This is a genomic window from Psychrobacter sp. GTC18467, assembly GCF_055397455.1.
The window spans coordinates 407,257-419,922 of record NZ_AP038920.1; the positions used below are offsets into that span (position 1 = coordinate 407,257).

Consider the following 12,666-nt stretch of genomic DNA (forward strand, 5'->3'; position numbering starts at 1 on the left):
ATATGACAAAATCAGCAACCGGTTCAGCATTTAGCAAAAGCGCTGCTTTTGAAGGTCGTTTTTTACGCAAAAATCCGTGGGATTTGGCGATGGTTGTTTGGATTCCGCTCATGACCATTGGGCTGATTTGGTGGATATTTTCGCAGTCGCAAATTACTGATTTGCCCGTTGGGGTGATTGACGACGACCACGGCGCGGTTGCTGGTACCGTGGTTCGCTATTTGGACGCCAGCCCCGACATTCGCGTTGAAAAGCTTTATCATAGCCAAGAGGACGCCAAAAACGCGCTGCTTACGCGTGAAATTTATGCCGTTGTTATTATCCCTAATAATTTTACTGCCAATCTTTTATCCAAAACGCCTGCGCCCATCACCTTACAAGTCAATGCGCAATACGGAACACATTCAGGAATCATTCAAAAAAGCGTCCAATCGGTGGTCGGAACGGTTTCCGCAGGCGTTGAAATTCAGCAGCTTATTAAACAAGGCGTGTCGCCCTCGCAAGCAGCCATTGACTACTCGCCCATTAAGGTAAGCCGAGTCAGCTTATTTAATGAGGCGACCAATTATCAGCAATTTTTGGCATCAACGGTCATTCCGGCGCTCTTACACATTTTAGCGATGGTGATTGGCGCAACAACGATTGGTCGCGAGCTTCGAGACAAAACGCTTGGTCATTGGGCGCAGTTTATTGCTGGCAATCGGCAAAATCCGCCCTATTCTTACCCTATAAATCTAGAAAAAAGAGTAACCCAAGCTACAAAAAAAGTTTCATTTTTTACCTTAATATCAGGGCTGTTAGGAAAATACGCTTGGCAAATGCTTGCCTTTGCAATCTGGGCAGCGCTTGCCACTTGGCTTGCCAGCTATCAGCATCATTTGGCGTCGTCGTCCATTTTGCTGACCTTTGGCGCTCAAACCGTTTTACTTTGGTTGTCGTTTTGGCTTGGGGCGATATTTACCTTAGCAGCGTTTTCATTGCGAACGGGGCTTTCAGCGACCGGCTTTATTTCTGCGCCCTCGTATGCCTTTGCCGGCGTGACTTTTCCTTATATTGCCATTAATAAAAGCGCTCAGCATTGGTCGAATGTGCTGCCGTTGACCCATTACTTAAAGCTGCATATTGCGCAACTGCAAATGGCAGCGCCCGCCCTGCTATCATTGCCGATATTTTTTGGGCTTAGTCTTGCGGCGATTATCGCACTGCTTTTGACCACGTTGCTGACGCGCCGAGCATTGGTCAATCCTGCTCGTTGGGGGGCGCGCTAATGACAACTCAAGGCTTTTGGCAAAGCGCGATTTCAACGCTTAAAGACATTGGTCGCGATAAAGGCGTTCTGCTGATGCTGGTCATTGCGCCCATTATTTACGGTTTTTTTTACCCGTGGCCGTACTCATCCGAGGTCGTCAATCACGTTCCAGTCGGCATCATCGACTATGATAACAGCAACTTATCAGCAACCCTTATCCGCTATGCCAGCGCCAGTCCGCAACTTGATGTCAAACGCTTTGCCAGCGAAAGCGAAGCTCAAGCCGCCATTTTTCGCGATGATATTGCCGGATTTATGGTCATCCCAAGCGGTCTTGAGCAAAACGTCATGGCACAAAAAGCGGCAAGCGTCAGCGTCGTTGGCAACGGCAGCTATTTTATTTTAAATAAAAACGTTCAATTTGGCTTTTTAAAGGCAGTCGGAACGGTTTCAGCTGGCATTGAAGTCAAAAAAAGCGTTGCCAAAGGCGCGTATTTAAAAACTGCTGCTAAGCATACCCAAGCCATTCCGCTAAATATCATTCCCCTTTATAACAAAACCGAAGGCTACGGTGCTTATGTCGTTCCTGCCGTGGCTATTTTAATTTTGCAGCAAACCTTGCTGATGGGCGCAGCAATGCTCATTGGAACGTGGTTTGAGGAGCGCCGGCACAATTCGACAATTCGCGGTTGGCTTGGTCGCATTGCGGCATTAAGCGCGATTAGCTTTGTGATTGGCTGCTTTTATTATGGCTGGGCATTTAGCTTGCACCATTATCCGCATGGGGCAAACCTAGCCGGAAGCTTATTGTTTTTGCTGCTATTTTGTCCGACGGTGGCAACGCTTGGCTGCGTTCTTGGGCTTTGGTTTAAAAAACGCGAGCGCAGTTTGCAGATTTTGATTTTCAGCTCATTGCCGCTGTTTTTTATCAGTGGTTATCCTTGGCCGGTCAATCAGTTGCCGACCTTTTTGCAGGCAATCCGCTGGCTTGTCCCAACCACCCCTGCGATAAACACCTCGGTTCAATTGAACCAAATGGGCGCAAGCGTGATGCAAGTGGCAAACGGCTTTTATAGTTTGGCAGCGCTTTGGCTACTTTATTGGCTATTATTACTGTTGTTTTTGGTGAAAGATAAGCCTGAGAAAAATTTTTAATAAAAAAAAGCGCCTAACTTTAGACGCTTTTTATTCATCGGTTTAACTGCCCAAAAAAATTGGACTAAAAAATACGGTTTAAGCCATTTAGCGCGGCAACGCGGTACGCTTCTGCCATCGTGGGATAGTTAAAAGTGGTATTGACAAAATATTCAATCGTATTGTTGCATTTCATCACCGCTTGACCGATATGAATAATCTCGGAAGCGTGGTTGCCGTAGCAGTGGATCCCCAAAATCTCAAGCGTCTCGCGGTGGAATAAGATTTTTAATACCCCTGAGCGCTCGCCGATGATTTGCGCTCGCGCTAAGTGTTTAAAAAACGCTTGACCCACTTCATAAGGCACTTTTTCATCGGTCAATTCTTGCTCAGTTTTGCCGATACAAGAAATCTCAGGGATGGTATAAATTCCCGTTGGCACGCTTGACACGGGCTCGGCATCGTGGTCGCCAACCATAAAGGCAGCAGCGCAGCGACCTTGGTCATAAGCGGCTGACGCAAGCGATGGCCACCCTATCACATCGCCCGCCGCGTAAATGTTTTCAATTTCGGTGCGGTAGTTGTCATCGACTTTTAATTGACCACGGCTATTAGCAGTCAAACCAATCGCTTCTAAATTTAAGCCGTCGGTGTTTCCTGAGCGACCATTTGACCACAAAATAGCGTCTGATTTGATTTTTTTGCCGCTTTTTAGGTGCAAAATGACATAATCATCGGTCGTTTCTAAATGGTCGATTTCTTCATTATTGCGGATAACCACCCCAAATTGACGGAAGTCATGGGCAATGGCGTCGCTAATTTCGCTGTCCAAGTAGCTGAGCAGTTGGTCTTTATTGTTAATCAAATCAACTTTATAGCCAAGACCGGTAAAGATAGACGCGTACTCACAACCAATCACGCCCGCGCCATAAATGATGATTTTTTGAACGACGTAATCCATTTGCAAGATTTTATCCGAGTCAAAGACGCGCGGATGATTAAAGTCTAAAATCTCGGGGCGGTACGGTCGGCTACCAACGGTGATAATCGCCTTATTAAAGGTGATGGTTTCAAAGGTATTTTCGTCAATCTCAATGCTTAGCGTGTGCTTATCCACAAAGCTTGCCCAGCCGTGGATAACTTCAATTTGGTTGCGCTCATAAAACCTAGTGTGGGTGTTGACCTGACGGCGAATCACTTCACGAGCTTTAGCCAAAACGATGTTTAGCGGCACTTGATGGTAGTCCATCGCTTGGGTGAACATCTGGTCGCGGCGAAAGTTAATCAAGTTAAACACCGATTGCCGAAGCGCTTTACTGGGAATCGTGCCAACGTGGGTACAGTTACCGCCAACCTGCTCGCGTGGGTCAATGACTGCCACTTTTTTGCCCGCCTTGGCAAGCTTCATTGCCGCCGCTTCCCCTGCAGGGCCCGCCCCCAAGATGACCGCATCATATTCAAAGCCGTGATTGTCCGCTTTAATACGCTGAGAGTCTTTGGTGTAGCTTGATTTTACATCAATGCGAATGCCATCAAGCGGACTGATGAGGCTTGGGTGATACAGCGCGCCGCTGCTTCCTGCCTGAGCTTGGGTTTGCTTAATATTTTCCGCTTTGGTTTGCTCTTTGGTCGTTTCAGGCGCAGTTTCGGGATCAATACCGTGGTCTTTGTTAGAAACTTCGGTATTTGGGTCGGTGTTCATGTCGTTGGTGGTGTCGCTTCCGGCGTGGTCGCCATCTTTACGTTTGCTAGCCATCATGTCCTCGTCATTTCTATTAATAATTAATAAATGGTAATTGGTTTTGTAGCAATAATTGACTACCCAATCCGGCGTTTTAGTCCCGTCATTTGCAAAATTCGCGTGGCGATTTCTTCAACGGACATCTCCGATACGTCGAGATTTGGAATACCTTGTGAGATATAAATCCCTTGAATGGCGCGCTGCTCTTGTTGGCATTGCTGATAGCTTGAGTAGCGACTGCCGGCGCGGCGCTCTTGACGGATTTTTACCAAACGGTCGGTATCAATCACTAAGCCAAACAGCTTGTCTTTATGCTCGCGAAGTGCTTTTGGCAATTGATTGTCGTATAAATCATCTTCGGTCAACGGATAATTGGCCGCGCGGATGCCAAATTGCAGCGCCAAATACAGCGACGTTGGCGTTTTTCCAGAACGCGATACGCCAATTAAAATAATATCTGCCGCATCATAATGCTTTGTGCGTGCGCCATCGTCATTATCTAAGGCAAAATGAACCGCATCAATACGCTCTTTATAAGTTTCTGAGTCCACATTATCATGAGCATGACCTGAATGACAATCCGGCTCAACGCCAATTTCCTCAGCAATTCGCCCAATCAGCCCTTCATACATGTCCAAATTGCAACTTTGCGCCGAGTTAATCTTTTCGCGAATATCGGCGTTAACAATGGTATCAAACACCAGCGGTAATAGCCCATCGCGCTGATAAGCCAAGTTGATTTGCTCAACAGCGTCTTCGGCACGCTCAAGGGTATCGACATAAGGTAACACCCGCGTTTCAAACGGAACAGAGGCAAACTGACTTAAAATCGAGCGTCCTAACGTTTCCGCCGTGATTGCCGTGCCATCTGAAATAAAAAACGCACTTCTGAGCGCTTGTGAGTTATCGAGGCTTAAGGCATGGCGATTTTGAATGGTTGGACTGCCTTGATTAGATGAATACATAAACGAAACCTTGCCCAAAAACGGGAATTTAACTGCCAAGCCTTTTATTAAGCCTTAGCACGGTAATAAGCTTGATGAATAAATCAGCCCACCAAAGCAAGCGTGATTTGCATTATACGCCCATCAGCTTATTTTTACGACCCAATGTTGCGTAACACCTGATCATTCTAAGCGGTTTTAATTTATTGATTTTTTAAAAGTAAGCGTCGAGTTATCTTGTCCAATATAATAAATCGCAATTTTGCTAGTTTTAGAAGATGTTCCTAAAAAATTAAATTGAATAAAACTCAGTAAATAATAGTAATAATGAATTTGGAAACTCCTTAATCATCTAGTTGCGCTAAAATATTGAGAAAAAGCATAATTTTGACAAAATTATGCTGCCAAAACCTCAAAAAATGTGTAATATAGCGATATCATTTAGCGTTATAATCTTTCCTAAATAACCTTATTTACCGGAGTTATCATGACAGCTCGCGCCTCAGACCTTGTAATTACCCTTGATAAGCTTGGCAAAAACGATGTCGACATCGTTGGTGGCAAAAACTCTTCGCTTGGCGAGATGATTAGCCATTTATCGGATTTGGGCGTGAGCGTTCCAGGTGGATTTGCCACGACTGCCAACGCGTTTAACCGTTTTTTAACCGAAACCGGACTTCTTGACAAAATCAACAGCGAATTAAAAGCGCTTGACGTCAATGACGTGAACAAGCTTGCGGCAACTGGTAAAAAAATCCGTGGTTGGATTATCGACCAAGAATTGCCAAAAGACTTAGAAGAAGACGTTCGCCGCGCCTTTGATAAAATGAGTGGCGGTAAAGATATCGCCGTTGCGGTTCGCTCCTCTGCAACCGCTGAAGACTTACCAGACGCGTCATTTGCCGGTCAGCAAGAAACTTACCTGAACATTCGCGGCATTGATAATGTTTTGATTGCTATTAAAGAAGTGTTTGCCTCCCTTTATAATGACCGCGCAATTTCTTACCGCGTTCACAAAGGCTTTGAGCATGAAGGCGTTGCCTTATCCGCCGGCGTTCAGCGCATGGTTCGCTCAGAAACCGGCGCAGCAGGCGTCATGTTCACTATCGATACTGAAAGCGGCTTTGACCAAGTGGTCTTTATCACTTCAAGCTATGGCTTGGGCGAAATGGTCGTTCAGGGCGCGGTGAACCCTGACGAGTTTTACTTATCAAAGCCATTATTACAACAAGGTCGCCCAGCCATTATCCGCCGCAACCTTGGCAGCAAACACAAAAAAATGATTTATGGCGAAGAAGCCAGCGCCGGCAAATCGGTCAAAGTTGTTGACGTTGAAAAACAAGACCGCATGCAATTTTCATTAACCACAGATGAGCTAACCAACCTTGCCAAACAAGCCATGACCATCGAGAAACACTACGGTCAAGCGATGGACATCGAGTGGGCAAAAGATGGCGATACTGGCGAAATCTTTATCGTTCAAGCGCGCCCTGAAACGGTCAAGAGCCGTCAAGACAGCAACATCATGGAGCGCTACGTCATCAATACTAAAGATGCCAAAGTGCTTTGTGAAGGTCGTTCAATCGGTCAGCGTATTGGCGCGGGCAAAGTTCGCATTGTTGATGATTTAAGCGAAATGGACAAAGTCCAAGCCGGTGATATTTTGGTATCCGACATGACCGACCCTGATTGGGAACCGGTAATGAAGCTTGCTTCAGCGATTATCACCAACCGTGGCGGTCGCACCTGTCACGCGGCAATCATCGCTCGTGAGCTTGGCGTCCCTGCTATCGTTGGCTGTGGTAACGCCACCGAAATCCTAAGCGATGGTCAAGACGTAACCGTCTCTTGCGCCGAAGGTGACACCGGCTTTATTTATGAAGGTCAGCTTGAGTTTGAAGTTCAAACCAACTCGATTGAAACCATGCCTGAGCTTGCTTTTAAAGTCATGATGAACGTGGGCAACCCTGACCGCGCGTTTTCCTTTGCGCAAATGCCAAATGAAGGTGTTGGTCTTGCCCGTTTAGAGTTCATCATCAACCGTATGATTGGCGTTCATCCAAAAGCGCTTTTGAACATGAACACCTTGCCGCGTGAAGTGGCTCAAGCCATTAGCGAGCGCATTGCTGGTTACGCCTCACCAGTTGATTTTTACGTGGACAAATTGGTTGAAGGTATCTCAACGCTTGCCGTTGCCTTTAAAGATCAACCGGTCATCGTTCGTATGTCTGATTTTAAATCCAACGAATACGCCAACCTTATCGGTGGTAAGCTTTACGAGCCGTCAGAAGAAAACCCAATGCTTGGCTTCCGCGGGGCAAGCCGTTACGTTTCTGAAAACTTCCGCGACTGCTTTGAGCTTGAATGTAAAGCGCTTAAACGCGTCCGTGATGTGATGGGATTGACCAACGTTGAAATCATGATTCCGTTTGTCCGAACCACTGATGAAGCGCGTCAAGTCATTGAGCTTCTTGAGAAAAACGGTCTCAAACGTGGTGAAAACGGGCTTCGCGTTATCATGATGTGCGAGTTGCCAACCAACGCCTTACTTGCTGATGAGTTTTTACAATACTTTGATGGCTTCTCAATCGGCTCAAACGACTTGACTCAGCTAACCCTTGGTCTTGACCGTGACTCTGGCATCGTGTCGCACCTCTTTGATGAGCGCGACCCTGCGGTTAAAAAGCTATTGTCCATGGCGATTGAAGCTTGCCGCAATCAAGGCAAATACATCGGCATTTGTGGTCAAGGACCATCTGATCACCCAGATTTGGCGTACTGGCTCATGGAGCAAGGCATCAGCTCAGTGTCATTAAACCCAGATTCTGTTCTTGATACATGGTTCTTCTTGGCAGATGAAAAAGCTTAATTGCTCGTAGACCATTTGCTTTAAGCAACACCCTAGGGCAGAATTGATAATAACAAATAAAGTTTGTGATTTATCAATTCTGCCCTAATATATTGACCTAACATGACCAACGATGTAGGCAACTATGCAAATTTATCTTGCTCGAAATAATGTTCAAGCCGGTCCCTATACGGTGGATCAGCTCAATATCATGCTCGCGTCCGGCGAAGTGGTTCTTGATGATTTGATTTGGCACGACGGCATGAACAATTGGCAGCGCTTGAGCGATGTCACCAATAATCAATTGGTTTATCGACCTTTGCCTGTCACGGCTCCTGCTGAGACTGAAAACGACTCGATCATCACCAATGTGACCGTTTTTCCAGAAGACAACGATCCTCAAAATACTGCTGATAAAATATCGGTTGACAGGCTTTATGGCAAACCTGAGCGCCCAAAATCGGCAGATGCCAAGTTTGACATGACCACCAACCGTGAGCATCAAGCAAACTCACGCGTAACGTTATCTAAAGCCAATCCTGCCTCTGGTCACCAAAAAAAAATTGGTGATGTGGTTTTAGCGCCGGTCATGCTTCGCGTTACCGCGACCTTGATCAATGGCGTGTTATACCTTATGGCGATTTTGCCGCTGATTTTAGCACTTGGCAAAATGGATATTGATCTTACTAAATTTCAAAATATCCAAAATATGGACGCCGCTTATCAATACTCAATGACGCTCATGGAGAGCATCCCAAGCTCAACGCTGATGGTATCGCAAGTTTTAGTTTTTGGTTTATTGGCGCTTCAGCTGTTATTTATTTTGCTGCGCGGTCAATCCATTGGTAAGCTCATCACCGGCATTCGCGTTGTTGATAAAGATACGCACAAACTGCCTTCGTTTATCCGCTTGGTTGGCGTTCGCACGGTGTTGCTGCTGATTATTTATAACTTGCTGTTTTCTTATTTAAATGTGTTTGGGATTATTGTGATTGCCATTAATTATATTTTGGCGTCCAAAAGTCCTGAAAATATGGGTTGGCATGACCGATTGGCAAAAACTTGGGTCGTTCGCGCTGATAATAGCCAGCTTAAAAAATAGTTTTTAAACGGCTTAACATGCCAAATTTTTATAAAGCAGCCAAATGATCAGGCTGCTTTTTAATTCGTGCCGATTTTGATTGAGTTAACCAATTGTCAGTGCTATAATACGGCGCTTTATAATCTAAGCAATTAGCTTATAAATCTCCTTGCCATCGACATAGGGTTGATGGCTGATTAATCCGTAAGGAGTCCTTATGCGACATTACGAAGTGGTGTTATTAGTACACCCAGACCAAAGCGATCAAGTGGTAGGAATGGTTGAGCGCTACATTAAATTGGTTCAAGACAACAATGGCGTTATCCACCGCCTAGAAGATTGGGGTCGCCGCCAACTTGCCTACCCAATCAACAAAATTCATAAAGCCCACTACGTGTTATTCAACATCGAAACTGATGGCGAAACCTTAGCTGAGCTTGAAGAGCTGTTCCGTTATAATGACGCGATCATTCGTAGCCTAGTTATCCGCCGTGACGAAGCCATCACCGAAGAGTCACAGTTAGCCAAAAACGCTGATGAAAAGCGTGCTCGTAAAGCTAACCGTCGTTCAGACAACCGTCAAGACAATGACGACAACGACAACAGTGAAGACTAATTAAAGGAGAATACTCATGGCACGTTTTTATCGCCGTCGCAAATTCTGCCGTTTCACTGCTGAAGGCATCAAGCACATCGATTATAAAGATGTCGAATTGCTCAAACAGTACATCAGTGACAATGGCAAAATCGTTCCTAGCCGCATCACCGGAACGTCAACCAAATATCAGCGTCAACTAGCGACCGCCATCAAACAAGCTCGCTACCTTGCGCTATTACCGTACACTGACAACCATCAGTAATTACCGATTATCTGGAGTGACTCATGCAAGTTATTTTGTTACAGCGTATCGTCAACCTTGGTAAGCTCGGTGAAACTGTCGATGTAAAACCAGGCTACGGTCGTAACTTTCTTATTCCTCAAGGCAAAGCCCTTCCTGCAACTGCCGCAAACATTGAAAAGTTTGAAGCTCGCCGTGCTGAACTTGAAGCTGCTGAAGCCGAAGAGTTAAGCGCTGCTCAATCTCGCGCTGACGCCTTGACTGACGTTAATGTCATCATGCGCGCCAAATCAGGCGACGAAGGCAAATTGTTCGGCTCTATCGGCACTCGTGATATCGCTGAAGCCTTGACCAACTCAGGTCTTGAAGTTGACCGCTCTGAAGTGAAATTGCCAGAAGGCTCACTTCGTCAAGTGGGTGAATACAATGTTGACATCCAACTTCATCACGACGTGACCGCGACCATTTTGGTTACGATCTTGTCTGAAGATGGTGATGACAACTTTGCCGCTGACGATAGCGAAGAAGAAGACTCAGAAGCGTAAGCTTTTAAGCAGTTAATAAAAAAGCCAGCGTTATGCTGGTTTTTTTATTGATACTATTTACCTTTTACTTTAATCAACTCATTGCGAACATAAAAAAAGTCAGCAACCTAAGTTACTGACTCTTTGAATTTGGTGGAGATGGCGGGAGTTGAACCCGCGTCCGCCGGCATTACGCCCATGACTCTACATGTTTAGCTTCTGTCTTTAGCTTTAATCCGCACCGATCCGACAGTCAGGATGGTTTGGACGAGTCTTTAAGTTTGAACCCAAACGGTTAAGACAACCGCTTGTGGCGAACCTATATGCGTGCGCTTCAACTGAGTTTACCAACTATAGGTAATCGGCAACTGAGTAAGCAGCCCTTAGGCTGCTAGAGCGTAAGTTTCGTCGTTTGCGACTATAACAATATATGTTTGATTTACGAGAGGACATATACTCTCGACATGCATCATTGAGTTTCATCACCAGCGTCGAAGCCAGAACATCCCCAATTGAATAATGCATTATATAAGACTGCTGCCTTTTTTTCAAGACAAAACTTGCTGATATTACACGAAGTTACGTGAAAAATAATCTTGTTTATCAACTGCTTAGAACTTGATTGAGCCAGTTACCAATGCCTTTAATTTGTGGCAGGCAAACTTGATGCGCCATTGGATAGGTTTTATATTCAACCGGATAGCCTTTTTGGGTTAGTAACGCCGCGGCTTGCTCACCAAGAACGCAAGGAACGACGGGGTCATGAGTGCCATGTTCAATTAAGATTGGTAGGTCTTGATTGGCGGTGCTATAAACAATGTCGTCATTGGTTGCAAGATAAGTGGACAATGCCAAAAGTCCTGCTAAACGCTGATGGTAGCTAAGGGCGACGTGATAAGCAACCGCCCCGCCTTGTGAAAATCCAGCAATGACGATATTTTCAGGACGAACGCCCTGCTCGATTTCGCGATCAATCAAGTCATAAATCTGCTGCGTTGATATTTTGATTTGTTCAATATCAACTTTGCGCTCAACGCTCATCTCCAAAATATCGTACCACGCCGGCATGATATAGCCGCCATTAACGGTTACCGGACGCTTTGGGGCATGCGGGAAAATAAAACGAACTGCTAACTCACCGCTTAAGTCAAGTTCAGGAACGATCGGCTCAAAGTCATGACCGCTTGCACCAAGACCATGAAGCCAAATGACGGCGTTATTGACGCTTTTTTGTTTTGGGTTATGAGTGACAATAACGCTGTCTAAATATTTTTTATCTGAACTTGACATATTTCAACCTTAGTTTAACGGTAGCTTTTAAATTTTAGCTGCCTATTTTACCAGTTTGGTTTGATAGTTTTGGCGCGATTCACCAATTTTTCACAGCTTTGTAAGCTGCCATGAGCGCATAATCTTGCTGTTGTGCTAGGATATTAACATAGGCTTTGAGGACAGCTTAAGGACGCGGTAAATTATGACGCAAATTTTATTGGTAGAAGATGATCCAGCTATTGCTACTTCTTTAAAAATCACATGTAAGCGCGAAGGGTGGCAGATGACTTGGCTGGATCATGCTTCAAGCGTGATGCCGTATTTAGAATCAACTGAGGCACAAGCATTAGCGGCAATCATTTTAGACGTTGGGCTTCCGGACGGTGATGGTCTAAGCCTTTGTCAAAACATTCGGCAATCGGCTGATATTGGCGCGCTTAATGATATTCCCATCGTGTTTTTGACCGCCCGTAGCGATGAAGTTGACAGAATAACCGGTCTTGATTTGGGCGGCGATGATTATTGTGCCAAGCCTTTTAGCCCGCGCGAGCTTGTGGCAAGGCTCAATGCCATTTGGCGGCGCGGCGAGCGGCAATCTATCGATATGACCAGATATTCAAAAAACTCGTCCGAAACTTTAGATGAATTGACCGACAGCACCTCGCAAACCCTAGCTTACAATCAAAACCATACTGCTCAATCAAAAGGCATCACTTTTCATTGTAATTCTGGAATTTGGCAGTATCAGCCGCTTAACTATTCGTTATTTTGGCAATCGGTCAAACTTGATTTAAGCAATACTGAGCGAAAATTACTGCTCACCTTATTAAAAGCGCCTAATCAAGTCTTTAGCCGCGAGCAACTGCTCACAGCGGTCAGCGACTATCCCGACCACCGACTTGCCCGAACCATTGACAGTCATATCAAATCCATTCGCAAGCAATTGGCAAGCGTTGATGACAGCATTGATGTGATTTTTACCCATCGCGGTTTGGGCTACGGGCTTTGTCCTGCCTAATTGTTAATTGACATTT

General features: G+C 45.5%; 11 protein-coding genes and 1 other RNA gene. 8 read left to right on the top strand and 4 right to left on the bottom strand.

Annotation, left to right across the window (positions count from 1 at the left end; translation table 11 throughout):
* The first annotated feature begins 2 nt into the window (after positions 1 to 2).
* Together ACZ5XY_RS01685 and ACZ5XY_RS01690 are read left to right on the top strand one after the other, a co-directional pair.
* Positions 3 to 1,268 (top strand): ABC transporter permease, encoded by a 1,266-nt coding sequence (locus ACZ5XY_RS01685; RefSeq protein WP_464742389.1) that lies wholly within the window; start codon positions 3 to 5, stop codon positions 1,266 to 1,268.
* The gene (locus ACZ5XY_RS01690) at positions 1,268 to 2,404 is read left to right on the top strand and encodes an ABC transporter permease (RefSeq protein WP_464742391.1); all 1,137 of its coding nucleotides are present in this window, start codon (positions 1,268 to 1,270) and stop codon (positions 2,402 to 2,404) included. The genes ACZ5XY_RS01685 and ACZ5XY_RS01690 overlap by 1 nt, the downstream gene beginning before the upstream one ends.
* Positions 2,405 to 2,468: 64 nt before the next feature.
* On the opposite strand, the gene sthA is transcribed toward ACZ5XY_RS01690, so the two are convergent.
* Together sthA and ppsR are read right to left on the bottom strand one after the other, a co-directional pair.
* A complete protein-coding gene (gene sthA, locus ACZ5XY_RS01695; RefSeq protein ID WP_464743678.1) occupies positions 2,469 to 4,085 on the bottom strand; it encodes a Si-specific NAD(P)(+) transhydrogenase in 1,617 nt (538 codons plus the stop codon).
* A 116-nt stretch (positions 4,086 to 4,201) separates the two neighbouring features.
* Positions 4,202 to 5,089, bottom strand: a complete 888-nt coding sequence (ppsR, locus tag ACZ5XY_RS01700) for a posphoenolpyruvate synthetase regulatory kinase/phosphorylase PpsR (RefSeq protein ID WP_464742393.1) — start codon at positions 5,087 to 5,089, stop codon at positions 4,202 to 4,204.
* Positions 5,090 to 5,555: 466 nt separating this feature from the next.
* On the opposite strand from ppsR, the gene ppsA reads away from it, so the two are divergent.
* From ppsA to rplI, 5 genes are all read left to right on the top strand, one after another.
* Positions 5,556 to 7,937 carry a phosphoenolpyruvate synthase gene (gene ppsA, locus ACZ5XY_RS01705; protein WP_464742395.1) on the top strand — a complete coding sequence of 794 codons (2,382 nt, stop codon included), beginning with the start codon at positions 5,556 to 5,558 and terminating at the stop codon, positions 7,935 to 7,937.
* Between the two features lie 124 nt (positions 7,938 to 8,061).
* On the top strand, positions 8,062 to 9,018 hold the full coding sequence (locus ACZ5XY_RS01710; protein ID WP_464742397.1) for an RDD family protein: 957 nt from the start codon (positions 8,062 to 8,064) through the stop codon (positions 9,016 to 9,018).
* Between the two features lie 196 nt (positions 9,019 to 9,214).
* Positions 9,215 to 9,613 (top strand): 30S ribosomal protein S6, encoded by a 399-nt coding sequence (gene rpsF, locus ACZ5XY_RS01715; protein ID WP_169391361.1) that lies wholly within the window; start codon positions 9,215 to 9,217, stop codon positions 9,611 to 9,613.
* A 16-nt stretch (positions 9,614 to 9,629) separates the two neighbouring features.
* On the top strand, positions 9,630 to 9,857 hold the full coding sequence (gene rpsR / locus ACZ5XY_RS01720) for a 30S ribosomal protein S18 (protein ID WP_169391360.1): 228 nt from the start codon (positions 9,630 to 9,632) through the stop codon (positions 9,855 to 9,857).
* Positions 9,858 to 9,880: 23 nt separating this feature from the next.
* Complete coding sequence (rplI, locus tag ACZ5XY_RS01725; RefSeq protein WP_464742400.1) at positions 9,881 to 10,381, top strand: 50S ribosomal protein L9; 501 nt, start codon at positions 9,881 to 9,883, stop codon at positions 10,379 to 10,381.
* Between the two features lie 130 nt (positions 10,382 to 10,511).
* On the opposite strand, the gene ssrA is transcribed toward rplI, so the two are convergent.
* Positions 10,512 to 10,870: a transfer-messenger RNA gene (gene ssrA, locus ACZ5XY_RS01730) on the bottom strand.
* A gap of 93 nt (positions 10,871 to 10,963) precedes the next feature.
* Complete coding sequence (locus tag ACZ5XY_RS01735) at positions 10,964 to 11,650, bottom strand: alpha/beta hydrolase (protein ID WP_464742402.1); 687 nt, start codon at positions 11,648 to 11,650, stop codon at positions 10,964 to 10,966.
* A 184-nt stretch (positions 11,651 to 11,834) separates the two neighbouring features.
* Between ACZ5XY_RS01735 and ACZ5XY_RS01740 the strand changes: the two genes are divergently transcribed.
* Positions 11,835 to 12,650 carry a response regulator gene (locus ACZ5XY_RS01740; RefSeq protein ID WP_464742404.1) on the top strand — a complete coding sequence of 272 codons (816 nt, stop codon included), beginning with the start codon at positions 11,835 to 11,837 and terminating at the stop codon, positions 12,648 to 12,650.
* Positions 12,651 to 12,666: the final 16 nt, after the last annotated feature.